Source organism: Kribbella yunnanensis, assembly GCF_039529655.1.
Classification (GTDB): domain Bacteria; phylum Actinomycetota; class Actinomycetes; order Propionibacteriales; family Kribbellaceae; genus Kribbella; species Kribbella yunnanensis.
Window position 1 is genome coordinate 303,588 of the sequence record NZ_BAAANF010000009.1, and the last position, 25,276, is coordinate 328,863.

General features: G+C 67.6%; 22 protein-coding genes. 12 read left to right on the forward strand and 10 right to left on the reverse strand.

What is annotated here, in order from left to right; genetic code table 11:
* Nucleotides 1–355 precede the first annotated feature (355 nt).
* The gene (ileS, locus tag ABD231_RS14880) at nucleotides 356–3,508 is read right to left on the reverse strand and encodes an isoleucine--tRNA ligase (protein ID WP_344150870.1); all 3,153 of its coding nucleotides are present in this window, start codon (nucleotides 3,506–3,508) and stop codon (nucleotides 356–358) included.
* Between the two features lie 616 nt (nucleotides 3,509–4,124).
* Between ileS and ABD231_RS14885 the strand changes: the two genes are divergently transcribed.
* From ABD231_RS14885 to ABD231_RS14895, 3 genes are read left to right on the forward strand one after another with little or no spacing between them, the layout of a single operon-like run.
* The gene (locus ABD231_RS14885; RefSeq protein WP_344150873.1) at nucleotides 4,125–4,580 is read left to right on the forward strand and encodes a TraR/DksA family transcriptional regulator; all 456 of its coding nucleotides are present in this window, start codon (nucleotides 4,125–4,127) and stop codon (nucleotides 4,578–4,580) included.
* Nucleotides 4,553–5,155, forward strand: coding sequence for a signal peptidase II (lspA, locus tag ABD231_RS14890; protein WP_344150876.1), 603 nt, complete (start codon nucleotides 4,553–4,555; stop codon nucleotides 5,153–5,155). Before ABD231_RS14885 ends, lspA begins: the two co-directional genes overlap by 28 nt.
* Before the next feature lie 14 nt (nucleotides 5,156–5,169).
* Nucleotides 5,170–6,078 carry an RluA family pseudouridine synthase gene (locus tag ABD231_RS14895; RefSeq protein WP_344151230.1) on the forward strand — a complete coding sequence of 303 codons (909 nt, stop codon included), beginning with the start codon at nucleotides 5,170–5,172 and terminating at the stop codon, nucleotides 6,076–6,078.
* Here ABD231_RS14895 and ABD231_RS14900 read toward each other — a convergent pair.
* From ABD231_RS14900 to ABD231_RS14910, 3 genes are read right to left on the reverse strand one after another with little or no spacing between them, the layout of a single operon-like run.
* Nucleotides 6,070–6,693, reverse strand: a complete 624-nt coding sequence (locus ABD231_RS14900; protein ID WP_344150879.1) for a type 1 glutamine amidotransferase family protein — start codon at nucleotides 6,691–6,693, stop codon at nucleotides 6,070–6,072. The two genes, ABD231_RS14895 and ABD231_RS14900, sit on opposite strands and share 9 nt — an antisense overlap.
* 45 nt (nucleotides 6,694–6,738) lie before the next feature.
* Entirely contained in the window at nucleotides 6,739–7,209 is a 471-nt protein-coding gene (locus tag ABD231_RS14905; protein WP_344150882.1) for a hypothetical protein, read from the reverse strand.
* Between the two features lie 58 nt (nucleotides 7,210–7,267).
* Nucleotides 7,268–7,558, reverse strand: coding sequence for a hypothetical protein (locus ABD231_RS14910; RefSeq protein ID WP_344150885.1), 291 nt, complete (start codon nucleotides 7,556–7,558; stop codon nucleotides 7,268–7,270).
* Between the two features lie 66 nt (nucleotides 7,559–7,624).
* On the opposite strand from ABD231_RS14910, the gene ABD231_RS14915 reads away from it, so the two are divergent.
* From ABD231_RS14915 to ABD231_RS14935, 5 genes are all read left to right on the forward strand, one after another.
* A complete protein-coding gene (locus ABD231_RS14915; RefSeq protein ID WP_344150888.1) occupies nucleotides 7,625–7,948 on the forward strand; it encodes a RidA family protein in 324 nt (107 codons plus the stop codon).
* 140 nt (nucleotides 7,949–8,088) lie between these two features.
* The gene (gene dnaE / locus ABD231_RS14920; protein WP_344150891.1) at nucleotides 8,089–11,643 is read left to right on the forward strand and encodes a DNA polymerase III subunit alpha; all 3,555 of its coding nucleotides are present in this window, start codon (nucleotides 8,089–8,091) and stop codon (nucleotides 11,641–11,643) included.
* A 154-nt stretch (nucleotides 11,644–11,797) separates the two neighbouring features.
* Nucleotides 11,798–12,472, forward strand: a complete 675-nt coding sequence (locus ABD231_RS14925) for a hypothetical protein (protein WP_344150894.1) — start codon at nucleotides 11,798–11,800, stop codon at nucleotides 12,470–12,472.
* A gap of 69 nt (nucleotides 12,473–12,541) precedes the next feature.
* Complete coding sequence (locus ABD231_RS14930; protein ID WP_344150897.1) at nucleotides 12,542–13,177, forward strand: hypothetical protein; 636 nt, start codon at nucleotides 12,542–12,544, stop codon at nucleotides 13,175–13,177.
* A 51-nt stretch (nucleotides 13,178–13,228) separates the two neighbouring features.
* Entirely contained in the window at nucleotides 13,229–14,803 is a 1,575-nt protein-coding gene (locus tag ABD231_RS14935; protein ID WP_344150900.1) for a DUF3352 domain-containing protein, read from the forward strand.
* Between the two features lie 271 nt (nucleotides 14,804–15,074).
* On the opposite strand, the gene ABD231_RS14940 is transcribed toward ABD231_RS14935, so the two are convergent.
* Complete coding sequence (locus tag ABD231_RS14940) at nucleotides 15,075–16,262, reverse strand: MFS transporter (RefSeq protein WP_344150903.1); 1,188 nt, start codon at nucleotides 16,260–16,262, stop codon at nucleotides 15,075–15,077.
* An 81-nt stretch (nucleotides 16,263–16,343) separates the two neighbouring features.
* Between ABD231_RS14940 and ABD231_RS14945 the strand changes: the two genes are divergently transcribed.
* Together ABD231_RS14945 and ABD231_RS14950 are read left to right on the forward strand one after the other, a co-directional pair.
* A complete protein-coding gene (locus tag ABD231_RS14945) occupies nucleotides 16,344–17,150 on the forward strand; it encodes a helix-turn-helix transcriptional regulator (RefSeq protein WP_344150906.1) in 807 nt (268 codons plus the stop codon).
* A gap of 31 nt (nucleotides 17,151–17,181) precedes the next feature.
* Nucleotides 17,182–17,541 (forward strand): VOC family protein, encoded by a 360-nt coding sequence (locus ABD231_RS14950; protein WP_344150909.1) that lies wholly within the window; start codon nucleotides 17,182–17,184, stop codon nucleotides 17,539–17,541.
* 576 nt (nucleotides 17,542–18,117) lie between these two features.
* On the opposite strand, the gene ABD231_RS14955 is transcribed toward ABD231_RS14950, so the two are convergent.
* Nucleotides 18,118–18,819, reverse strand: a complete 702-nt coding sequence (locus ABD231_RS14955) for an SDR family oxidoreductase (protein ID WP_344150912.1) — start codon at nucleotides 18,817–18,819, stop codon at nucleotides 18,118–18,120.
* Between the two features lie 101 nt (nucleotides 18,820–18,920).
* On the opposite strand from ABD231_RS14955, the gene ABD231_RS14960 reads away from it, so the two are divergent.
* Nucleotides 18,921–19,796, forward strand: a complete 876-nt coding sequence (locus ABD231_RS14960) for a LysR family transcriptional regulator (RefSeq protein WP_344150915.1) — start codon at nucleotides 18,921–18,923, stop codon at nucleotides 19,794–19,796.
* 16 nt (nucleotides 19,797–19,812) lie between these two features.
* On the forward strand, nucleotides 19,813–20,949 hold the full coding sequence (locus ABD231_RS14965; RefSeq protein ID WP_344150918.1) for a serine hydrolase domain-containing protein: 1,137 nt from the start codon (nucleotides 19,813–19,815) through the stop codon (nucleotides 20,947–20,949).
* Here the strand turns inward: ABD231_RS14965 and ABD231_RS14970 are convergent.
* From ABD231_RS14970 to ABD231_RS14985, 4 genes are all read right to left on the reverse strand, one after another.
* A complete protein-coding gene (locus ABD231_RS14970; protein ID WP_344150921.1) occupies nucleotides 20,942–21,490 on the reverse strand; it encodes a dihydrofolate reductase family protein in 549 nt (182 codons plus the stop codon). The genes ABD231_RS14965 and ABD231_RS14970 overlap by 8 nt on opposite strands.
* A 659-nt stretch (nucleotides 21,491–22,149) precedes the next feature.
* Complete coding sequence (gene recQ / locus ABD231_RS14975) at nucleotides 22,150–23,979, reverse strand: DNA helicase RecQ (RefSeq protein ID WP_344150924.1); 1,830 nt, start codon at nucleotides 23,977–23,979, stop codon at nucleotides 22,150–22,152.
* A 46-nt stretch (nucleotides 23,980–24,025) separates the two neighbouring features.
* On the reverse strand, nucleotides 24,026–24,436 hold the full coding sequence (locus ABD231_RS14980; RefSeq protein WP_344150927.1) for a VOC family protein: 411 nt from the start codon (nucleotides 24,434–24,436) through the stop codon (nucleotides 24,026–24,028).
* The gene (locus tag ABD231_RS14985; RefSeq protein ID WP_344150930.1) at nucleotides 24,433–25,275 is read right to left on the reverse strand and encodes an AraC family transcriptional regulator; all 843 of its coding nucleotides are present in this window, start codon (nucleotides 25,273–25,275) and stop codon (nucleotides 24,433–24,435) included. The genes ABD231_RS14980 and ABD231_RS14985 overlap by 4 nt, the downstream gene beginning before the upstream one ends.
* Nucleotide 25,276: the final 1 nt, after the last annotated feature.

Genomic DNA, 25,276 nt, shown 5'->3' on the forward strand with positions numbered 1-25,276 from the left:
GGTTTGGGGAGGCATCGCACCGTCCGCGAGGGGATGTGGGGAGGATCCACCGCCCGAATCCGTCGCGGATCCACCCCGAACCGGTTTGGGGAGGGGATTCGGCAGCGGCGTTCCCTTGACTTCCCCAACGTCCGAACGTCCGGAGACCGGTCCTCCTCGGCCGCGGGGTCTTCGGGTTGCCTATCGAGTTGGGGGGTTGCCCACTCAGATTCTCGATGGGCAACCCCCCAACTGAGGGGATAACCACTGAGCTGGGGGCGCTGGGTCGAGCCAACCCGTCCTCCGCACACGCACGGCCCACCCACCCCGCTAACCCCATTTGACAGTCGGCGGGGAGAGCGGGGTGGGGGGTGGGTTAGGCCTTGGTTAGCCAGTAGGTGAGGTTGAGGTCGGGCTCGGTGCCGGTGGCAAGGGGTGCTGGGTCGGCGGGGGTGGAGTGGGTGAGCTCGACGGCGAGGACTTCCTTGGCGAGGTCCTCGCCGTGTTTGCCTAGGGCATCGGCCAGTTCGGCGTCGGTGGTGGTGAGCCAGACCTTGATGCGGTCGGAGACCTCGAGGCCGGCCGTCTTGCGGGCCTCCTGCAACGTACGGACCACCTCGCGGGCGAGGCCGGCCTGCTTGAGCTCCGGGGTGATTTCGAGGTCGAGGGCAACGGTCTCGCCCTGCTCGTTCACCACCGACCAGCCTTCCTTCGGCCGCTCGGACAGCAGTACGTCGGCCTCGGTCACCTCGACATCCGCGCCGTCGACCACGACAACCGCCGTACCGGAGGCCTTGAGCGAAGCCGCCAGTTGAGCCGCATCCGCCGCGGCGATTGCGGCCGCGACCACCGGGGTCTGCTTGGCGAACCGCTTGCCGAGCTCGCGGAAGTTGCCCTTCGCCGAGAACTCGACCAGGTCAGCACCCGCCGACGACAGTGGCTCGACCGAGCCGACGTTCAGCTCGTCCGCGATCTCCTGCAGCAGCTCCGGTGACAGATCCGCGATCGCGGCCGACCCGACCAGCGCCCGGGACAGCGGCTGCCGCGTCCGGACCTTGGCCTCGGCCCGTGCCGACCGGCCGAGCTCGACGACCCGCTTGGCCATCGACACGTGCTGCGCCAGTACGTCGTCGATCAGTTCAGCGTCGTACGTCGGGAACTGCGACAGGTGCACGGACTCCGCCAGTGACGGCGTGACCGGCCGGAACACGTCCTGCCAGACCCGCTCGGTCACGAACGGCGTCAGTGGTGCCATCACGCGCGTCAGCACGTCCAGCGTCTCGTGCAGCGTCGCCAGCGCACCGGAGTCACCGGCCCAGAACCGCCGCCGCGACCGCCGGACGTACCAGTTCGAGAGCGTGTCGACGAACGAGTTGATCAGCAGACCGAGCTTCTGCGTGTCGTACGCCGCGTAGGCCTCGTCGGTGTCGCGGACCAGCCGGTGTGTCTCGCTCACCAGCCAGCGGTCCAGCACCGAGCGCTCCGCCACCGGGGGCACGTCGGACGGCGACCAGTCGGCCAGCCGCGCGTACAGCGAGTGGAACGCGGCCGTGTTCCAGTAGGTGAGCAGCACCTTCCGGACGATCTCGTTCAGCACGTTCGGCCCGATACCGCGCGCCTTCCACGGCGACCCGGAGGCGGCCATGAACCAGCGCACCGCATCCGCGCTGTGGTCGTCCATCAGCGGGATCGGCTCCAGGATGTTGCCGAGGTGCTTGGACATCTTCCGGCCGTCCTCGGCCATGATGTGCCCGAGGCAGACGACATTGCGGTACGACGACTCGTCGAACACCAGCGTGCCGATCGCCATCAGTGTGTAGAACCAGCCGCGGGTCTGGTCGATCGCCTCGGAGATGAAGTCGGCCGGGTAGGCCTTCTCGAACTTCTCCTTCGACCCGTCCGCCCACGGGTAGCCCCACTGCGCGAACGGCATCGCGCCGGAGTCGTACCAGGCGTCGATCACCTCGGCGACCCGGCGCGACTCGCCGCCACAGGTCGGGCACGCGAACGTGATGTCGTCGACGTACGGCCGGTGCGGGTCGGTGGCGCTCAGGTCCTGCCCGGCCAGCTCACCGAGCTCGGCCAGCGAGCCGACGCACACCTGGTGGTCCTCCTCGCACCGCCAGATCGGCAGCGGCGTCCCCCAGTAGCGGGAACGGGAGACGGCCCAGTCGATGTTGTTGCGCAACCAGTCGCCGTACCGGCCCCACTGGACCGACTCCGGGTACCAGTTGGTCTTCTCGTTCTCCCGGAGCAGTGCGTCCTTCACCTGGGTGGTGCGGATGTACCAGGAGGGGAGCGCGTAGTACATGACCGGCGTGTGGCAGCGCCAGCAGTGCGGGTACGGGTGCTCGTAGGGCACGTGCTTGAACAGCGCACCGCGGGCGTCCAGGTCCTTGACCAGGTCCGCGTCGGCCTTCTTGAAGAACTGGCCGCCCACCAGCGGGATGTCCGCGGAGAACGTGCCGTCGGCCTCGACGGGCTTCACAACCGGCAGACCGTACGCACGGCAGACGATGAGGTCGTCCGCACCGAACGCGGGGGACTGGTGCACCAGACCGGTGCCGTCCTCGGTGGTCACATACTCAGCCAGTACGACGTAGTGCGCCGGCTCGGGGAATTCCACCAGCTCGAACGGCCGCTGGTACGTCCAGCGCTCCATGTCCCGGCCGACGTACTGGCCGGTGACGGTCCAGCCCTCACCGAGGCGGTCGAGCAGCGGCTCGGCCACCACGAGTGACTCGGTTCCGTCGGTAGCGACGACGTACTGGACGTCGGGGTGCACGGCGACGGCGGTGTTGGACACCAGGGTCCAGGGGGTCGTCGTCCAGACGAGCAGCGACGCCGTACCGGCCAGGGGGCCCGAGGTGAGCGGGAAGCGGACGTAGACCGACGGGTCGACGACCGTCTCGTAGCCCTGAGCGAGCTCGTGGTCGGACAGACCGGTGCCACAGCGCGGGCAGTACGGCGTGATGCGGTAGTCCTCGACCAGGAGACCCTTGTCGTGGATCTGCTTGAGCGACCACCAGACCGACTGGACGTACTCCGGGTCCATCGTCCGGTACGGGTGTTCCATGTCCACCCAGTAGCCCATCCGGGTGGTCAGCTCGGCGAACGCGTCGACATGCCGGAGCACGGACTCGCGGCACTTGGCGTTGAACTCGGCGATCCCGTAGGCCTCGATGTCGTTCTTGCCGTTGAAGCCGAGCTCCTTCTCGACCGCGACCTCGACCGGCAGGCCGTGGCAGTCCCAGCCGGCTTTGCGCTCGACCGAGAAACCCTTCATGGTCCGGTAGCGCGGGAAGACGTCCTTGAAGACGCGGGCCTCGATGTGGTGCGTGCCGGGCATCCCGTTCGCGGTCGGGGGACCCTCGAAGAACGTCCACGGCGTACCGCCGGCGGACTGCTCGAGACTCTTGGCGAAGGTGTCGTGCTCGTCCCAGTGGGTCAGCACGTCGCGCTCCAGCGCGGGGAAGTCAACCTGTGCCGGGACCTGCCGCCAGCCGGTTCCGGGGTTCTCTGCCGCCATTGTTCCGTTCCTTCGTCGCCGTTGACTGCTCGACGAGGGACGGAATGCCCGGGGCCTTCCGGCCGGGCACCGCGCGGTACCACCCTCCTTGGCGACCCCCTCGATGGTTCAAGGGGTAGTCACCCACTTCCTTCGCGCGCCGCTGCCGGTTCTAATAGGTCGCCACGGACTGTTCTTCCGGCGGCTCCGGGGTGATGGCCCCATCACTGCCTTGCTGCTCGCGGTCCTCAGTGTACGGCGTCGTACCAGGCAACTACGAATCGTTAATGAGTGGCTGTTGAGGGGTACAGCCGTGAGAATGCTTCGTGATGTTCATGGAAATGTCACCGAGGGTGACGGCTGAGATCCGGCTGTGACGCGCGGAACATCGAGTGAACTTGAAGAAGCGACTACCGTATGTCCACGGTCTGCGCGTCGGACTGGCCAGGCTCGGCGAGCTGGCCTAGTGTCTGGCGACCAGTCCGCTTCAGTCTCCGACAAGAGGGGGTAGCTGCCCATGGCTACGGCTCCCAGGAAGTCCGCCCCCACACGCAAGACCGCGGCCAAGAAGAGTGCCTCGGGAACCAGCGAGTCAACGACGACGACCCGTAAGGCACCGGCGAAGAAGAGGGTGGCCATGAAGACGAACGAGAACCGGACACCGGCGACAGCGCCGGCCAAGACGCCGGTGCACAAGGCCGACACCCTCCCGGTGAAGGACGGCGAGACTCCGTGGACCGCGGCCGAGCTGGCCGAGCTCCGGGCCGAGCTGGAAGCCGACGTGGTGCACCTGCGCGACGAGATCAAGAGCGCCGAGCAGGAGATCGTCGGCCTGCTCCGTGACGGCGGCGACGGCGCCGGCAACGACCAGGCGGACGTCGGCTCCACGACGCTGGAGCGCGACCACGAGATGTCCCTGGCCAACAACGCCCGCGACATGCTCGACCAGGACGAGCGCGCCCTGTCCCGGATCGAGGACGGCACCTACGGCGTCTGCGAGTCCTGCGGCAAGGCCATCGGCAAGGGTCGGCTGCAAGCATTCCCGCGTGCGACACTGTGCGTCTCATGCAAAGAACGCGAAGAACGTCGCTGAACGACGAAACCACCCCAGAACCGGCCGACCTCGACTCGGCCGGTTCTCCGTCGTCTCCTGAAGACACCGCACCACCGGTCGTCCGGTCGCGGAAGTGGATGGTGTTGTTCGCGGTTGCCGGGATTGTGGTGCTCGGGCTTGATCAGTTGACGAAGGCTTTGGCGTTGGCGCATTTGACGCCGGGGGAGCCGGTGGATGTGATCGGCAGCCTGCTGCGGTTCAACCTGATCCGGAACTCGGGTGCCGCGTTCAGCCTGGGTGCCGGGTACACGCCGGTGATCAGCGCGATCCAGATCGTGATTGCGATCGGCGTGGTCTACCTGTCCCGCCGGCTCGGTTCGGTCGGGTGGGCGGTTGCGTTCGGGCTGCTGTTCGGTGGCGCGGTCGGCAACATCACCGACCGGATCTTCCGCGCGCCGTCGCCGTTCCACGGACATGTGGTCGACTTCCTGCAGACGCCGCACTGGGCGATCTTCAATGTCGCGGACATGGCCGTCACCTCGGCCGCGATCCTGCTGGTGATCCAGACCTTGCGCGGCATCCGACTCGACGGCACCAAGGAGCAGCGCAAGTGAGCTCCCGCACCCTGATGGTCCCGGACGGCCTGGCCGGTGAGCGGCTCGACGCCGCGCTGTCCCGCCTGTTCGGCGTTTCCCGCACCAAGGCCGCCGAGATGATCGAGGCCGGCCTGGTCCAGATGGACGGTTCGACCGCGCTCAAGTCCTCGCGCGTGACCGCCGGCGTGATGCTCGATGTCGAGCTCCCACCGCCGCCGGCCGAGGTGACCGTCGTACCGGAGACCGTCGACAACCTGCGGATCGTGTACGACGACGACGAGATCATCGTGGTCGACAAACCGGTCGGTGTCGCCGCGCACCCGTCCCCGGGCTGGACCGGTCCGACCGTGATCGGTCACCTGGCCGGCGCCGGTTTCAGCATCTCCACGAGCGGTGCCGCCGAGCGCAAGGGCATCGTGCACCGGCTCGACGTCGGCACGTCCGGCCTGATGGTCGTCGCCAAGACGGAGTACGCGTACACCGTCCTGAAGCGTGCCTTCAAGGAGCGGACGGTCAAGAAGATCTACCACGCGCTGGTCCAGGGTCACCCCGACCCCTTCACCGGCACCGTGGACGCCCCGATCGACCGGCATCCGCACCACGACTACAAGTTCGGTGTCATCGCGGGCGGCAAGCCCAGCGTCACGCACTACGAGACGCTCGAGGCCTTCCGGTACGCGACCCTCCTCGAGATCACCCTCGAGACGGGTCGCACGCACCAGATCCGCGTCCACATGTCCGCGATCGGTCACCCGTGCTGCGGCGACCTCACGTACGGCGCCGACCCGGTGCTGGCCGAGAAATTGCAGCTCAGCCGGCAGTGGCTGCACGCCATGCGGCTCGGCTTCGACCACCCGGGCACCGGGCAATACGTCGAGTTCACCTCGCAGTACCCCGAGGACCTGGACCAGGCCCTCGACAAGCTCGCCGACTCACACTGACATCAACTCGTAGAACCCCGCCGGGTCCTTCGAGCCGTACAGCTTGTACCAGGAGTCGAGCACGGCGGGTTCGTACACCTCGAGCTTCGCCAGGATCTCCCTGGCGAACTCGACCGGCGCCTGCGCCTTCCCGGTGATCAGCGGACCATCGGTCACCGCGAGCTCATCGCGGTAGAACGCCGAGCCGCCGTACCCGAGGCTCTGCAGGAACTCGAGCGCGTTGCTGGTGTGCGCGCGGTTGTCCAGCAACCCCGCCATCGCCAGCCCGCCAGTCGCCCCGCAGATCGCAGCCACCGGTACGTCGGCCGCCAGGAACTCGCGGGCTTTCGCGATGAACGGCTCGTACGCCGGAGTCGGGAACAGGTCATTGCCCGGCAGGATCAGCATCGCGCTCTCGGCCGGTGTCAGCTCGTCGAGCGTCACGTCCGGCAGGACCCGCATGCCGCCGCTGGTCCGGATCGGATCGAGACTCGCGCCGACCGTGCGGACGACGTACCGGCCGGGCTTCCGCTGCCAGCTCGGCCCGTTGATGTGGGACGTGGCGTAGCCGACTTCCCAGTCGGAGTAGGTGTCGTAGACGGCGACGTGGACGGTGGTGGCGCTGTTCTCGGTCATGACAACATCATGTCGTATTGACAACATCATGTCAATAGTTCGACCTCACCGGTGATCCCACGGCAGATCGGTCAGGCGCCCGAGGATCCAGCCGTCGTTCAGCAACTCCGCGACCGGCGGGTACTCGTGCGGGCCGCGGCGCGGACGCAGCCTGATGAAGGTCCACAGCGGCAGCAGGACGGCGGCCCAGAAGCCGAACACCGCCAGAGCCACCGTGTAACCGCCCTCGAAGAACCACGCGAAGCTTCGACGGTCGATGGTGATCCAGATGTCCGCAACCAGCATGATGACGAGAATCCCGAGCGCGAACTGTCTCAGCTTCATGAAGGCGTAGTAGATGAGGTTGGACCACCAGCACGGTCGGCAGCGGGGAACCGTGACCTCGACAACCTGCCCGGTCGTGATGGTCGCCACGATGAGCGGCAGCTCCTTCTCGTCGCGCTTGAGCGGCACGTAGTGAACAACCGCGGGCACTGCCGGTCGGCGCCCGCAGTACCAACAGGTCAACTCGCTCATCCCGCAATTCTTCGGCCGCATTGACTGCCGCGGGTCTTCCTGGCCGGAAGCTGACGGGTCAGAGCGTCCATCCTGCTGCTACTGACTGGTGTGCGCGGGTGTCGCCGGCTTGGGTGAAGAGGGCGGTCAGCATTGGTACGGCGTAGGCGAGGGCCTCGCGTGGTAGTGGGCCGATGACCGTGAGGGATGCCAGGCCGTGGCCGACGACCCAGGTCTGGGCAGCGAGGTCCCGGACCAGGTCGGTCGTGTGGGTGAGCTCGGTGAGGGCGGCCGCGAGCCGGGTGAAGCCCTCCTGCCGCACGGCCTTCCAGAGGCCGTCGATGCCGTCGAAATAGGTGTAGACGGCCATCGTCGACACCCCGGTGCCGTCGACCAGCGATCGCAGGGTGACTGGCTGCCGCGTGCGGAGCCCGTCATGGCCGTCACGCTGATCAACCCCGAACGCCTGCCCAAGCCCGACGTCTACCGGCAGTTGTCCATCGCGCAGGTCGAGCAGGCCTACCTGAACATCGGCAACGCGCTGAAGGAGATCGGCGGCTCGTTCGACGACGTGGCGAAGCTGACCGTGTACGTCGTCGATTGGAGCCCGGAGAAGTTCCCGCTGCTCGGGGAGGGTGTTGCGCGTGCGGCGGCGATTCTCGGCGTCGATCCGGTCAAACCCATCACCCTGATCAGCGTCGGCGGCCTCGGTGAGCCGGACCTGATGGTCGAGGTCGAGGCGACCGCCGTACTCGACTGACTGGTGCGGAACTGGTGTCGTCCACGACCGGATACCGGGCAGGCGATTCCACGGCCGGTGCGCCATTCGGAAACTGTCTGAGGGGCGAACTAGGCTGCTCCTCGTCCCGTTCACTCACGCCCTGGGAGGTCCGCGCCGATATGGGGTCCAGCGACAGTTTTGTGCATCTCCACGTGCACACCGAGTACTCGATGCTGGATGGCGCGGCAAGGATCGACGAGTTGTTCAAAACGGCCCAGGAGATGGGCCAGCCGGCGATCGCGACCACCGACCACGGTTTCGTCTTCGGGGCGTACGAGTTCTGGAAGACCGCGAAGAAGTACGACGTCAAGCCGATCATCGGCGTCGAGGCGTACCTGACGCCGCACACCCACCGGACCGAGCGCAAGCGGGTCAAGTGGGGCGATGCGAACTCGGGCCGCGACGACGTCTCGGGTTCGGGTGCGTACACGCACATGACGCTGCTGGCGAAGAACACCTCCGGTATGCACAACCTGTTCAAGATGAGCTCGCTCGCGAGTCTCGAGGGCTACTACTTCAAGCCCCGGATGGACCGCGAGCTGCTGAACACGTACGGCCAGGGCCTGATCGCGACCACCGGCTGCCCGTCGGGCGAGGTGCAGACGCGGCTCCGCCTGGGTCAGTACGACGAGGCCATCAAGGCGGCCTCGGAGTTCCGCGACATCTTCGGCAAGGAGAACTTCTACTGCGAGCTGATGGACCACGGTCTCGGCATCGAGCGAAACATCCAGGGCGACCTGCTACGGCTGGCCAAGGAGCTCGGGCTGCCGCTGGTGGCCACCAACGACCTGCACTACACCAAGGCCGAGGACGCCACCTCGCACGCGGCGCTGCTGTGTGTGCAGTCCGGCTCGACGCTGTCGGACCCGAACCGGTTCAAGTTCGACGCGAACGAGTTCTACGTGAAGACCGCGGCCGAGATGCGCGAGGTCTGGAAGGACTTCCCCGAGGCGTGTGACAACACGCTGCTGATCGCCGAGCAGTGCGACGTCAGCTTCACCGAGGGGGAGGGCCGGTTCATGCCGCGCTTCCCCTGCCCGGACGGGCACAACGAGGAGTCCTGGTTCGTCGCCGAGGTCGAGACCGGGCTGCACAAGCGCTACCCGGCCGGGGTCCCGGACCACGTCCGCAAGCAGGCGGAGTACGAGATCGAGGTCATCACCTCGAAGGGGTACGCGGGCTACTTCCTGGTCGTCGCCGACTTCATCAACTGGGCCAAGGAGCACGGCATCCGGGTCGGCCCGGGCCGTGGCTCCGGCGCCGGTTCGATGTGCGCGTACGCGATGCGGATCACCGACCTGGACCCGCTCCAGCACGGTCTGATCTTCGAGCGCTTCCTGAACCCGGAACGCATGTCGATGCCCGACTTCGACATCGACTTCGACGACCGCCGCCGCCCCGAGGTGATCCGCTACGTCACCGAGAAGTACGGCGACGACCGGGTCGCGATGATCGTCACCTACGGAACGATCAAGGCCAAGCAGGCGATCAAGGACGCCGGCCGGGTGCTCGACTACCCGTTCGCGATGGGGGACCGGATCACCAAGGCGATGCCGCCGTCGGTGATGGGCAAGGACATCCCGCTGTCCGGGATCTTCGACACCGGCCACAAGCGCTACTCCGAGGCCGGCGAGTTCCGCCAGCTGTACGAGCAGGACCAGGACGTCCGCAAGATCGTCGACACCGCCCGCGGCCTGGAGAACCTGAAGCGCCAGTGGGGTGTGCACGCGGCCGGCGTGATCATGTCCAGCGAGCCGCTGATCGACCTGATCCCGATCATGCGCCGCGACCAGGACGGCCAGATCATCACCCAGTTCGACTACCCGAGCTGCGAGACGCTCGGCCTGGCCAAGATGGACTTCCTGGGTCTGCGCAACCTGACGATCATGGACGACGCGGTCAAGAACGTCGAGGCCAGTCGCGGGATCAGCCTGAACCTCGACGAGCTGGCCCAGACCCTCGACGACGGCCCGACCTTCGAGCTGCTCGGCCGCGGTGACACCCTCGGCGTCTTCCAGTTCGACGGCGGCCCGATGCGGGCGCTGCTGCGACTGATGAAGCCGGACAACTTCGAGGACATCTCCGCGGTCGGCGCGCTCTACCGGCCGGGTCCGATGGGTGCGAACAGCCACACCAACTACGCCCTGCGGAAGAACAAGCAGCAGGAGATCAGCTACCCGCACGACGAGCTCGCGGTCGCCCTCGAGCCGATCCTCGGCATCACCTACGGCCTGATCGTCTATCAGGAGCAGGTGATGGAGATCGCCCAGCGCCTGGCCGGCTACTCGCTGGGCAAGGCGGACCTGCTCCGCCGGGCGATGGGTAAGAAGAAGCGCGAGGTGCTGGACGCGGAGTACGTCGGCTTCGCCGAGGGCATGAAGTCGAACGGCTTCTCCGAGCAGTCGGTCAAGGCGCTGTGGGACGTCCTGCTCCCGTTCTCCGACTACGCGTTCAACAAGGCGCACTCCGCGGCGTACGGGCTGGTCTCGTACTGGACGGCGTACCTGAAGGCGAACTACCCGGCCGAGTACATGGCTGCCGTTCTGACGTCCGTGAAGGACGACAAGGACAAGATGGCCATCTACCTGAACGAGTGCCGCCGGATGGGCATCAAGGTGCTCCCGCCGGATGTGAACGAGTCCGACTCGAACTTCACGCCGGTCGGGACCGACGTCCGCTTCGGCCTGTCCGGGATCCGGAACGTCGGCGTCAACGTGGTGGCCGAGATCGTGGCGGCCCGCGAGGAGAAGGGCCGGTTCACCGACTTCGTCGACTTCATCGACAAGGTCTCGCTGCCGGTCTGCAACAAGCGCGTCATCGAGTCGCTGGCCAAGGCCGGTTCGTTCGACTCGATGAACCACGCCCGGCGAGCGGTCGTCGCGGTCCACGAGCAGGCGGTGGACGAAGCCATCGACCTCAAGCGGAACGAGGCGCACGGCCAGTTCGACCTGTTCTCGATGGGCGACGAGGAGCCGGCCGGTGCCGACGGCGAGGTGAACAGCCGGCTGTCGGTGCGGGTGCCCGAGATCGAGGAGTGGGACAAGGCCACCAAGCTCGCGCACGAGCGCGACATGCTCGGTCTGTACGTCTCCGACCACCCGCTGTTCGGCGTCGAGCACGTGCTCACCAACGGCACCGACTGCACGATCGGGCAGCTTCTCGGTGACGAGGACCGCCCCGACGGCACCCGGGTCACCATCGGCGGCCTGGTCACCGCGGTCCAGCGCAAGGTGAACAAGCGCGGTGACATCTACGCGATCGTCACCATCGAGGACCTCGAAGGTTCGATCGAGGTGATGATGTTCTCCTCGGCGTACCAGCTGCACGCGCACCTGCTCAGCAACGACGCGATCATCCTGATGAAGGGCCGGATCCGCCGTCGCGAGGACCGCGTCGAGCTGAGCGGCGACGAGGTCGTCGTCCCCGACCTCACCGAAGGCCCTAGCGGCCCAGTCGTCATCACCATGCCGGTCACCCGCTGCACCAAGCCCGTGGTCGACCAACTCCGCGACGTCCTCCAGTCCCACCCCGGTATGACGGAGGTCCAGCTCCGCCTGGAAGCCCGCCAGAAGACCACCGTCATGCGGATCGGCGACCGCTTCCGCGTCACCCCCACCTCGTCCCTGATGGCAGACCTGAAGGCCCTGCTCGGCCCCTCCTGCCTGGCTGGGTAGCGATCGAGGGGAGGGGAAGGGAAATGGAGGAAAGGGGCTGGACATGCAAAGGCCCCGGGGGGTTTCCCTGGCCTAAGCCGGTACACCGTGATTCCCGGGGCTCTCGTGCAGAGCCAGCATATCAGCGCGGCTCGGTGTCCGAAAAGGTACAGATGTGATGAACAGCGAGTATCGATTGCAGCCTCAGACCCCGCGTAGGCTGCCCTGGACGCTCGAAAGTCTCCTGTCCGAGGCTCGACTCGGGCCATACCTGCTCGCCACCGACGGAAGCCTCACCGGCGCTCATCACCTCTATCACTGGAACGCTCAAGTCAGCGCTGCGTTCCAGGAGGTCCTGCATTACGTCGAGGTCGGGCTTCGGAATGCGATGGACGGACAGTTGGCGTCTTGGGCCACCGCGTTGGGAGCCGAACTGCCGTGGTACCGCGACCTTCGGGTACCGCTGACCCCACCAACTCGCCGCAAGGTAGAAGTGGCGCGGAGTAATGCGGCCCGAGGTGGACAGTCTGAGCTTCACGGCAAGGTGGTTGCCGAGCTCATGCTGGGCTTCTGGTGGTCGCTCCTCTCGGACGAGTACAACCGTCGCCTGTGGCAGCCGTGCCTTCAGCACGCATTCGACGGCCCAGTACGCCGAGCCCGCTTGCATTCCGAGCTGAATGAGCTTCGACGTCTGCGAAACCGGATCGCGCATCACGAGCCGATCCACGGCTGGGATCTGGCGGCAGAGCATGCTCGCGTCCTCGACGTTGCCGGCCGTATTTCCCCACGACTCAGCGAGCGCATCGAGACGGTCAGCCGAGTGCCTGCCGTGCTCCTTGAGCGCCCGTGAGACGTCTGGTCCGCGGCTCGCTGGATGGGTGCTGGAGCGGGACGACCAGGCATACGGCACACTGTCGAGGTGAGTGACTCCTTGCCCCCGCGGCCGGTGTACGGACAGCCGGGGCCTTATATTGCGCCGCCGTCGATGAATCCGTTCGCGGCGCCGCCGGCGCCGGAGCCGGAGATGCCGTGGGCCAAGGCGATTCTGGTCACGGTGGTGGTGTTCCTGGTGGCCGGGGTGGTCGGCGGGTGGGCTTGGCAGCAGTTCTCGCCGCTCGCGCAGTACACGGTGGACGAGCAGGGTGGGGCGCTGGGGGAGGAGCAGATGACCCGGGTGTTCGGGCCGGACGGCACGTTCACCGCGATCGGGTTCGTGGCTGCTTTTCTGCTCGGCGGCGCGCTGTTCTGGTGGCTGCGGAACTACGGCCCGTGGTCGGTGGCGATCGTCGTACTGGGTGCTTGCCTGGGCTCCGGGGTGTCGTGGGGTGTCGGGATGCTGCTGGGGCACGACTCGCTGAACGATCGGCTCCAGGCGGCGAAGCCGGGTGATCTCGTTGCGGCACCTCTTGAGCTGCACACGTGGACGCCTGCGGTGGCCTGGTTGGTCGGTGCGGCGCTTGCTGCAGCGGTGATTTCGGCCACGACGTGGCGCTCCGAACCAGATGCAACCGGTTCGAAACCTGTTGCGTCAGAAGGCCACCCGCCGGTGCACTAGGGTGTCCTGGTCCGGTGGGTGAGGCCACCGGTCCGTACGAGGGGGAAGTTGATGTCTGACCAGAACACTCCGCCCGGCCCGCAGTTCCCGGGTCAGGGTGGTGCGCAGTACCCGCCCCAGAATCAGGCCCAGTACCAGGCACCGAATGCTCCCTATGAGCAGGTGCAGATGGGCGGCGGATGGCAGCCGGAGGCGCCGAAGCCCAAGCGGGGCAAGCTGATTCCGATCGTCGCGGCCCTGGCCATGGTGCTGGTCGTCGCCGGCGGCGGAATCTTTGCCTACGGCAAGCTCAACGGCGGCAAGCAGCCGGACACCGTGCTGCCCGGTACGGCGATCGGCTACCTGCGGGTGGATCTGAACCCGTCGGCCGGCCAGAAGCTCGCCGCGTTGCGGTTCCTGATGAAGTTCCCGTCCGCCAAGGACAAGCTGAAGCTGACCGGCGACAAGGACGACCTGCGGCAGAAGATCTTCGAGGCGATCAAGGCCGATGACGACGACCTGAAGGACGTCGACTACGCCAAGGACGTCGAGCCGTGGCTCGGCGACCGGATCGGTCTGGCCGCACTGCCGCCCGCTGATGCCAAGAAGAAGGAGCCGAGTCTCGTCTTCGCGGTGCAGGTGAAGGACGAGAAGGCCGCCGCCAAGGCGATGGAGAAGGGGCCCAAGGAGGCCGACGATCCCGTCTACGCGTTCACCGACGGCTACATGGTGGTCGCCGAGACCAAGCCCGAGCTCGACTCGGCGATCGCGACCGCGAAGACCAGCCCGCTGGCGGACAACACGCAGTACAAGGCGGATCTGGAGAAGCTCGGCGAGCCGGGTTTCGCGACCCTGTGGGCGGACTTCGCCGGTCTGACCAAGGTGGTCGGTGAGATGGGACCGGCCAAGGTCAACCCGATCGGCAACGGCAGCATGGCTGCGGCACTGCGCTTCGACGCGCAGTACGTCGAGCTGAAGGGCTTCGTCCGCGCCGACCAGGAGATCGTGGCGAAGGCGTCCGACGCGAGCGAGCTCGTCACCAAGTTGCCGGACACGACCGCCGCGGCGATCAGCGTGTCGGGGGTCGACTCGTCGATCGACACGCTGTGGAAGAACCTCGAGAAGACCGGTGAGATCGGCGAGATCGTCCAGGGCTTCGCGGAGCAGACCGGCCTGAAGCTGCCGGACGACCTGAAGGCCCTGCTCGGCAAGAACCTGTCGCTCGTCGTCGACAAGGACGCCTCGGCCGGCCCGAAGATCGCCGCCCGCCTGGAAACCGACCCGGCCAAGGCCGAGCCGGTGATCGCGAAGCTGACCACGCTCCTGCGGCAGCAGTCGCCGGTCCAGGTCCCGATCGAGACCGCCAAGGACGGTGACACCCTGGTCGTCTCGACCGACAAGGAGTACGCCGCCAAGATCCTCGAGAACGGCAACCTCGGCAACTCGGAGAGCTTCAAGCTCGCGCTCCCGGACGTGTCGGGCGCCACGGGAATCGCCTACGTCGACTTCGACGGCCTGAACGGCGCCCTCGAGGCGATGGGCGAGAAGTCCAACGCCGACGTGAAGGCACTCCGCTCGGCCGGCATGGTCGCCCGCAACACCGGCAACTTCGAGGGCGAGTTCACCCTCCGAGTCGTCGCGAAGTAGCAGCTCCACCGAAGAAGACCCGGACGGCAGCACCACAACCGTCCGGGCCTTCTCGATGAATCCAGTGCCCGCTGCCCTCGAACACCACCTGCCCGGTGCCCGGCCGCCGTCGTACCATCTCGTCCGCCTGCGCCACGGACAACAGGAAGCCGTTAGTTGCCCGTAGCAACAACACCGGACAGCTCACGGCCCACCAGACGCCGCGGTTGCGTTTGCAGCCGTTCGGCGAGGGCGGCGAAGGTTTGGCCGCGACCGAAGACGCCATGTAGGGCTAGGACTGGCTGCCCGTGGCCGCCGGCGTCCTCGTAGTGGAATCGGCCGTTGGGGAGGACGACGGTAGGCATTGCTTCCTTCCGAGGAGTGCGGGCGCGACGATGACGATCGCGGACAGGATCATGCTGATCCGGAAGCCGAGTGGAGCCAGTACGACGGGGGCCGCGGCGCTGCCGAGTTGGCGGATCGCGTTGAGGAGGCCGGCGCCGAAGCCGCTGTGGGTTGGCGGTAGGCCGCTGAGCATCAGGGAGGTGGTGGTCGGCGCGATCAGGCCGCCGCCGATGCCGAGCGGGAGGAGCCAGAGGGCGAAGGCCCAGGCCGGACCGCCGAGCAGCAGACCGGCCAGTCCGGCGGCCATCAGGAACTGACCGAGTAGGAAGGTTCGCCGGATCCCGAATCGGGCGGCCAGGCGGCCGGTCAGAAGGTTCGCTGGGATGATGAGCAGGGTCATCGGGATGAACACCAGGCCGCTCACCCACGCGGACTGACCGCGGTCCTGCTGCAGGAACAGCGTCACGACGAAGATCGTCCCGTACGTCGCGAAGTTCAGCGCGAACCCGGTTGCCGAGCTCAGCACGACCGCCGGCGCGGTGACCAGCTCCCGGTACGACGTCCGCCGTACCGGCTGTGGTCGCGGTGCAGCGGGGACGCCGAGGGCGACGGCCAAGGCGAGCAGGGTGGGCGGGATGTTGATCCAGAACGTGCCCTGCCAGCCGATCGCCGAGGTGATCGCTCCACCGAGCGGCGAGCCGATGACCAGGGCGATCGCGCCGGCCGCGCTCCAGCGGCCGATTGCCTTCCCGCGCTCCGACGGTTCGGGATGGGTCGCGTTGAGCATCGACAGACCCGACGGCAGGATGACGGCTGCCGCGACTCCTTGGACCGCGCGTGCCGCGAGCAGGATCGTGAGGTCGGTGGCGAGCGCGCAAACCGCGGAAGTCGCGGCGAACAAGGTCAGCCCGGCCACGAACGCTCGCCGGGCACCGATTCGATCAGCCCACGCCCCGGCCGGAAGCAGCGCGAGGGCGAAGACGAGCGAGTAGCCGGTGAGTACCCAGGCCAGTCCCGCGTGCGCGTTGAGGTCGCGTCCGATCACCGGCAACGCCGTGGTGACCGTCGAGGCGTTGAGCGTGATCAGGAAGAAGGACAAGGCAGCTGCGGTCGTCGCGGAACGTCGAAGAGGCACAACTACTACCGTGGACCCGCGGATCAGGTTGCCCAAGGTTGCTGGGGGGACCTGACAGGGACACCCAGGTTGGAGGACGAGGTGCGATCGGCAAGGCGGCGGGAGCTGGGCGAGTTCTTGCGGGAGCGCCGTGGGCGCCTGACGCCTCCGGCCGCCGACGAGCCGCGCCGGACGCCCGGTCTGCGGCGCGCGGAGCTGGCCGACCTGGCCGGGGTGAGCGTCGGGTACTACACGCGGCTCGAACAGGGCCGCGCCCCGCACCCGTCGGACAGCGTGCTCGACGCGCTGATCCGCGCCCTCGGGTTGACCGATGACGAGTCCGATCACCTCAAGGCCCTGGCCGCCGACGCGGAGACGCCCGCGATCGAGGCGCAGACCGTGTCGGAGTCGGCGCTCCGCACGATGAACTTCCTCGTCGTCCCGACCGCGGCGGTGGTACTCGGCCGGATCGGCGAAGTACTGGCCTGGAACGACGCGGCCGCCTTCCTGTTCCCCGGGCGCTTCTCGTCGGGGCCGCGACCGCACAATGCGCGCTACGCCTTCGGTACCGCGGCCCGCGAGCTCTACCTGGACTGGGACGAGGTCGCGGACGACGTCGTCGCCCACCTCCGCGCCGCCGCCGGACATCTCGTCGACGATCCGGAGTACGCCGTACTGGTCGAGGAACTGCTCGCGATTCCGGAGTTCGCCGAGCGGTGGCCGCGGCGGGATGTGAGGCGGCACGTGTCCGGGGTACGGCGGCTCAACCACCCGGTGCTCGGGATTCTGACGGTTCGACACGAGGTGCTCGCCGTACTGGACACGCCGGATCAGTACCTCGTGCTGTACGGGCTCGAAAATCCTTTGCCCGCCGATGTCGAAATCTCGGGAGCGGTCTCTACCTCCTGAGTGAAAGCACTTTTCACCCCGAGGAGAGACCATGACCCACTTCACGAGTGTCCACACCGTCGGCATCCCGGTCACCGACCAGGACCGAGCCCTGGAGTTCTACACCAAGACCCTCGGCTTCACCCTGGTCGCCGACACCCCGCTGCCCCAACTAGGCGGCCGCTGGATCGTCGTCGCCGCCCCCAGCGGCGCCAGCCTCGCCCTCACCCCAGCCACCGAGACCGGCCTCGACACCGGCATCCGCCTCGGCACCCCCGACGCCGCCGCCACCCACCAACACCTCACCGACAACAAGGTCACCGTCGGCGACCTCCTCTCCTGGCCCGGCATCCCGCCCATGTTCACCTTCCAGGACCCCGACAACAACACCCTCTACACCGTCCAGGACTAAGCAATCCCCCAGCCGCCCCAGCCCGTCGTGCCCCTCCCCAAACCGCTTCGGGAAGCAGACAATCCCTCCCCAACCGATCCGGGGAGGAATGCGTCCGCCAACCACCCCAAACCGGTTCGGGGAGCGGCCCCATCCCACCCCAAACCGCTTTGGGGACGATCGGCCCCCCGGATGTGTCCGGTATCCACCCCAAACTGGTTCGGGGAGGATCTGCGCCCAGGCGCACCCGGCTCGCCGTACGAGGTGGATATCCGTCGAACGGCAATGGCCACCCCGCCGAGTCACCTTGGGCACCGGTCGACCAGGTTGTGTCCGCGTGGGCGACTGATCCGTGCTCGAGGTGTTCGCGGCGAGCTGCCTTGGGCACCGGTCGACCAGGTTGTGTCCGCGTGGGCGACTGATCCGTGCTCAAGGTGTTCGCGGCGAGCTGCCTTGGGCACCGATCGTCACTTTGGGCGCCGGCCGACCGGGTTGGGTGGGGGCGGGTGGTTGAGTCGTGCTCAAGGGGGCGAGGTGTGTTGGTTTGGTCGCGGATCGGGGGCGCGGGGGACTGGTTCGTGCTCGGGGTGGTTCGGGTCAGACGAGGACGTTGCCGCCGCCGACGGTGACGATGGAGCCGGTGGCGTAGGGCTGGTTCATCAGGAAGACGTAGGCCTCGGCGATGTCTTCGGGTTCGCCGATGCGGCCGACCGGGAGGGATTCGGCGGCGGCGTCGTAGTCGAAACCGTCGGGCCACAAGGGGGTTCGGACGACGCCGGGTTTGACGGCGTTGACCCGGATCGGCGCGAGTTCGACGGCGAGGGCGCGGACGAGGGAGTCGGCGGCGCCGCAGATGCTGGCCGCGACGGACCAGCCGGGTAGGGGACGGTCGGCCGCGGTGCCGCTGGTGAGGACGACGGAACCGCCGGCGCGGATCTTCGGTACGGCGGCGTGGATCGCGCTGAGGGCGCCGAAGTACCGGAGTTCGAAGGCCTGCCGGGCGCGGACGAGGTCGAGCGACCGGACCTCGAGCAGGCTGAGCGCTTCACCGGCGGTGTAGACGAGGTGGTCGAACGGATCGAGCCCGGCGAAGAACGCTTCGACAGCCGCCGGGTCGGTCAGGTCGACGGCTGAGCCGATGGCCGATGCGGGCAGCTCGGCCAGAGCCCGCTGGACCGAGGTTGGGTTGCTGGAGGCAACGATCACGGTCGCGCCCTGGTCGGCGGCGAGCCGGGCGGTGGCCAGCCCGATTCCCGACGTACCGCCGAGGAGGACGACGCGCTGGTCGTGCAGGGTCATGAGGATTCGCCTTTCCTGGTGTGGATTCCCTGCCACGATGCGCCCGCGCGGTGCTCGCGGTCCAAGACCTGTTTCGCGCTCTGTAATACCCTGAAGGTATTATGGATGTCGATCTCCGCAAGCTCCGGTACTTCGTCGCTGTCGCCGAGGAGCTGCATTTCGGGCGCGCGGCGGAGCGCCTGCACATTGCCCAGCCGGTGCTGTCTCGGCAGATCCGCGCCCTCGAACACGAGCTCGGCGCGCAGCTCTTCGCCCGCACCAAGCGTTCCACCGAGCTGACCGCGGCAGGCCGGCAACTGCTCGACGATGCCCGTCCACTGCTCAGCTCGGCCGAGGCGCTCAAGCGGCGGGTCGCCCAAGCCGCGCGCGGTCCGCGGACCTTCACGATCGGCTTCATGCCGGGGATCACCGTGACTCCGGCCGTGCGGGCGTTCGAGGCGCTCCGCCCGGACCTCGAGGTCGAGGTACTCCGGACGACGACCTTCGACCAGGTGCAGGTCCTGTACGACGGCCGCGCCGACGTGAGCGTGGTGCGCCTGCCGGTCGAGCAGCGGGGGTTGAGTATCCGGCCGCTGTTCGAGGAACCGCGCCTCGCCATGCTGCCCGCCGACCACCGACTGGCGGGCAAGCCGTCGCTCGACATCGGCGATCTCGCCGACGAGCACCTCATGCAGCACCCCGACCAGGTCCCGGAGTGGCGCGACATCGCCGTCGAGCTGCGCTCAAGCCGGTCGCGCCGCTTCTCCGAAATGACCAGTGTGGAGGAGAAGCTGGAACACGTTGCGAGCGGTCGTGGCGTCTCGATCCTGCCGCTGTCGGTGGCGAGGTTCTATCAGCGCGCGGACGTGAGCGCCGTACCGGTGAACGACATCGCCCTCAACAAGGTCTGCCTGGCCTGGCTCGCCTCCCGCCGCTCCCGGTCGATCCAGGAGTTCGCTGCCCTGGCGGGCACAGTCGACTGGACCATGACCCGTTGAATGGGATCATCGGACGATGAAACTCTGGGGGACGATCGCAGTTCTGCTGGTGGCGCTGAGCGCTTGCGCGGGGGACGGAGAGCCGGGGGCGGGGGAAACGACCGGGGACTGGGAGTTTCCGGAGGCCGCGACGGCCACCCTCGCGCCGGACAAGGCTGCGAAGCTGCAGGCTGCTCTCGACAAGATCGTGGCCGACCAGGCCCTCGAGTCGGGTGCCCGCGGCGTGACGGCCGCAGTGGTCGGCCATCAGTGGACGTGGTCGGGCGCGGCCGGAAAGGACGCCGTCGGTACGCCGCTCCGCCCGACGACCGCGATGGGCGTCGCGAGTATCACGAAGACGTTCGTGGCCGCCGAAATCATGCTGCTGGTCAAGGCCGGCAAGGTCGACCTCGATGCGCCGCTCTCGACGTACGTGAAACACAAGCTGACCGCGAACGGCGCGACCGTCCGACAACACCTGTCGATGACTTCCGGCGTACCGAACTATCTGCCCGGCGACTACAGCCGGATGGACCAGGTGATCAAGGCGGGGCCGGCCAAGCACTGGACGCCGGAGCAGGCGCTCGGCTACGACTCCGCGCCGGTCGGCGCCCCGGGCACCTTCAACTACAGCAACCCCAGCTTCCAGCTGCTCGGTCTGCTGATCGAGAAGGTCACCGGGAAACCGCTCGCGACCGTCCTGCGCCGCGACCTCGCCACCCCCGCCGGCCTGAAGCACGCGGCCTTCCAGGACGGCGAGAAGCCGCAACCGCCGGTGGCCGAGGACACCAATCCGGTCTGCGGTCCGCCGGACGGCTACCTCCCATGCCGGGCCGTCGCCAGCCTGTCCGCCGCGAACGCCGGGCTCGCCGCCGACGCCCCGACCGTCGCCCTCTGGGGATACCAGCTGTACTACGGCCACGTCATACCGCAGGAGCTGGTCGACCAGATGACGCCCAACATGGGCCAGTACGGTCTCGGCACGATGCTCTTCGAGCACCAGTTCCCACCGCTTCTCCCGTCCTACGGTCATCGCGGTCAAATGCCCGACCACACCAGCCTGCTGGTCGTCGGCAGCAATGTCTCCGTCGCCATACTGCTTGCTGATGGCAACAAGAATGTCGACGCCACGATGACGCAGTTCCTCACCGCCGTGCAGCCGCTACTCACCTGACCACGCGATACCGGACGTGGGTCGCAGCCGGCGTGTCGATCACCCGCGCAATCTCCAGCTCGATGCGCTCGGGCAGTACGTCGAACAGCCGCCGACCCGCCCCGAGCAACACCGGCACCTGATCGATCTGCAACTCATCGAGTACGCCGGCCTCCAACGCGGTCCGCGCCGCCTCGGCCCCGTGCACCAACACGTCCCGCTCACCAGCCGCAGCCTTCGCCGCCGCCATGCCTTCCGCGACATCACTCACGAAGTGCACCTGCGGGAACTGCGGATCCGGCTCCCGACGCGTGAGCACGAACAGCGGTACGCCGTGATGCGTGCCGCCGTAGTAATCCACCTGCTCCGCCGTACGACGCCCGACGAACACCGCGCCCGTGTCGTGCATCTCGTCCCAAACCGCGCCCGCCGGTCCATCCGGCCGACCGAACGACCCATCCGCCCGCTGGTACCAGTCGTGCAACCGCATGAACCCGTCCCCACCAGGATTCCCCGGCACATCGTTCGGACCCGCAATGAACCCGTCAACCGACACAGACATCAACAACACCGAAACGCCCATCACCACTCCTCGCCTACCGCGCGGCCCCTCCGCGCTCCCACCAACACGTCGTACGACAACCCTCCATTTCGACACCCCCACCCCCGCAGCAACAAGAACGGATATCCCCCCGAAGCGCCCCTCCTACGGTCGGATACGGGGGTGAGAACGGGCAACACGGACGGATATCCGGCTCTTGTGACTTGTCCGTGGGTGGTTCGGCGTGGCCGCGCCGAGCAGTTGCTGGGGGTGTGAACAGGACATGGTGGCCTTGAACAAGGCATGACCTGTTCAAGGGCCCCGCGCGCGGTATGCACCCCCGAGTTGTGTCCCGCCGACTACCCGGAGCGGACCTGCGCCTGTGTCCAGCCTCTTCCGGCCAACTCCCCTCGCACCGGTCGGCACGGTGGCTTCGCTCGCCGTGCAGTAACAGCCGGCCGGGTGTCGAGTGAAAGGAGATTGCCGCTAGAAATCGATATCCAGCTGCAGAGTTCTTTCAGTCGGCGACGCACTCCCCACATTCGGCGATCACACCGGCCGAGCCCCGGCGATCGCAGGTGCCCGCCGGCCTGACAGACCCGCGAGCTACCCACGGATGGGTCAGGAGAGCCGGATATCCGTTGGTGTTGTCGAGGGGAGGGGAGGTGAGGCGGGGGTGGTCAGTCGGCGGCTAGGGTTTCGAGGACGCCTTCGCCGTACTTGGCGAGTTTGTTTTCGCCGATGCCGCTGATGGTGCCGAGGGCGGCCAGGGTGGTGGGCAGGTCGACGGCGATCTGGCGGAGGGTGGCGTCGTGGAAGATGACGTAGGCGGGGACGCCTTGTTCCTTGGCGACGGCGGCGCGCCAGGTGCGGAGGCGCTCGAAGACCGGGGCGGCCTCGGCGGGGAGGTCGACGGCGGCCTTCTTGCCGCTGCTGGAGCGGGACTTGGACTTGGTGCGCTCGGGTTCGCGGCGCATCATCACGTCGCGGCGGCGGCCGAGGACTTCGGCGCTGTCCTCGGTGAGGACGAGGGTGCCGTAGTCGCCTTCGACGGTGAGGAGGCGGAGTGCGAGGAGTTGGCGGATGACGCCGCGCCACTGGGTGTCATTGAGCTCGGTGCCGATGCCGAAGACGGACAGTTGTTCGTGGCGGAACTGTTTGACCTTCTCGGTCTCCTTGCCGAGCAGGATGTCGATCAGCTGGCCGGCGCCGAACTTCTGGCCGCGCTCGTGCTGCAGGCGATAGACGGTCGAGAGCAGCTTCTGCGCGGGGATCGTGCCGTCCCACGCCTCCGGGGGTGTGTTGCAGGTGTCGCAGTTGCCGCAGGCGTCGCCGTGCTGGCCGAAGTAGGCGAGCAGCTGGGAACGCCGGCACTGCACGGTTTCGCACAGGGCGAGCATCGCGTCGAGATGTGCGCTGAGGCGGCGGCGGTGCGCGAGGTCGCCCTCGGAGGTGTCGATCATCTTGCGCTGCTGGACGACGTCCTGCAGACCGTAGGCGAGCCAAGCAGTCGACGGCAGACCGTCACGCCCCGCGCGGCCGGTCTCCTGGTAGTAGCCCTCGACCGACTTCGGCAGATCGAGGTGGGCCACGAACCGGACGTCCGGCTTGTCGATCCCCATCCCGAACGCGATCGTCGCGACCACGACCAGACCGTCTTCGCGCAGGAACCGCGCCTGATTGCGCGAACGGACCCGGCTGTCGAGACCCGCGTGGTACGGAACGGCCTCGATCCCGTTCTGGGTCAGGAAGGCGGCGGTCTTCTCGACACTGTTGCGGGACAGGCAATAGACGATGCCCGCGTCACCGGGGTGCTCGGTGCGCAGCAGGTCGAGGAGCTGCCGCTGCGGGTTGTCCTTCGGCACGATCCGGTAGTGGATGTTCGGCCGGTCGAAGCTCGCGACGAAGTGCTTCGCGTCGTCCAGCTTCAGCCGGGTGGCGATCTCCTGATGGGTCGCCTCGGTCGCGGTGGCGGTCAGTGCGATCCGCGGTACGTCGGGCCAGCGCTCGTGCAGCTCCGACAGCATCAGGTAGTCGGGCCGGAAGTCGTGGCCCCACTGGGAGACACAGTGCGCCTCGTCGATCGCGAACAGCGCGATCTTGCCCTGGTCGAGCAGCCGCACGGTCGCCTCGACCCGCAGCCGCTCCGGCGCGAGGTAGAGCAGATCCAGCTCACCGGCCAGGAACGCCTGCTCGACCTCACGCCGCTGCTCGAAGTCCTGCGTCGAGTTCAGGAAGCCGGCCCGGACACCGAGCGCGGTCAACGCGTCGACCTGGTCCTGCATCAGCGCGATCAGCGGTGAGATCACCACCCCGACACCAGATCGGACCAGCGAAGGAATCTGGTAGCACAGCGACTTGCCGCCACCGGTCGGCATCAGCACCAGCGCGTCCCCGCCGCCGATCACGGTGTCGATGATGTCGCCTTGCTCGCCGCGAAAAGCGTCGTACCCGAAGACACGGCGCAGGACGTCCAGGGCTTCACTGGGCAGCGCAGCTGTTTCCGTCACCCCGCGATTCTAGGCAGCTCGCCGAGCCCGAATCGCCGGAAATCCCTTACTCGCCCGCATAAGTTCCGATACTCCACAGATTCCCCTCCGGATCGCGGACGGTGAAGCCCCGGGATCCGTAGTCGCTGTCCTGCAATCCCCGTACGACGACCGCTCCGGCCCCGATCGCTCGTCCGATCAACGCGTCCGGATCGTGGTGCACGAGGTACACGGACTGCGCCTGGTCCGCGAGCAGGGTGAATTCGTTCGGCTCGGACTGTGCATCCGTCGAACTCACCATCACACCGCCACCGGCCGGCCAGGTCAGCTCGGCGTGTGCGACCGAACCGTCGGCCGCACCCGGGTACGACGCGACCAGCTCGAAGCCGAGGCCGTTGGTCAGGAACTGCAGCGCAGCCTGGCCGTTCAGGTACACCAGCGTCGGCCAGACGCCGACTGTCTTCGTCAATGAGGTCATATCCCTGACTGTGCGACCTCCAGGCTCGACGGGTCTTGAACGTTTGGGAGCTCCTCCGCGATCCACTGCCGCGGCGAGCACCCCGCGATCGCCTGCCACTCCCGGGTCAGATGCGCCTGATCGGCGTACCCGACGTCGGCGGCGAGGTCGGCCAACCTCGCAGTGGGCTGCTGCCGCAACCGCGCGACCGCCTGCTCGAAACGCAGCACCCGCCCCGCCACCTTCGGCGCAAGCCCGAACTCCGTCGTGAACCGCTCAGTCAGATGCCGCCGACTCCACCCGACCTCGGCCGCAAGCTCCTGCACCCCGACCGTGCCACCCGTCTCGCGCAACCGCCGCCAAGCCCAACCCACCTCAGCCCGTACGTCGAGGGCTGGGGGAGCGGCCCATCGCCGCAGCAACGCGGTCTCCAGCAGCTCGAACCGCGACTCCCAGCTCTCGCCCTCGCGCATCTGCTCCACCAAACGGTGTGCTGACGGTCCGAGGAACTCGTCGAGCTCGACCACCCGCCAGGCCAACTCACCTGGCGGCAACCCGAACAGTGCGCGCGACCCCGCCGGAGTGAGCGCCACCTGGACACCTGCTCGACTCGGCGACCCGCCGACGTGGACTGCGCGTGAATGCAGCCCGCCGACACCCGCGTCGTACTTGCCGGTCGGCTCACCCGGCCAGGTGATCCCGAGCGGCTCGTCCATGGTGATGACGAGCGTCAGGTACTGCGAGGGCAAACCGCGATGCAGGTCCGGCGGATCACCGTCGTACGCGTAGCCGCTGAGGTCACCGACGAACGGGCGCAGGGCAGGGTGCACTTCACGATGAACGTGCGTGAACCCGACCATG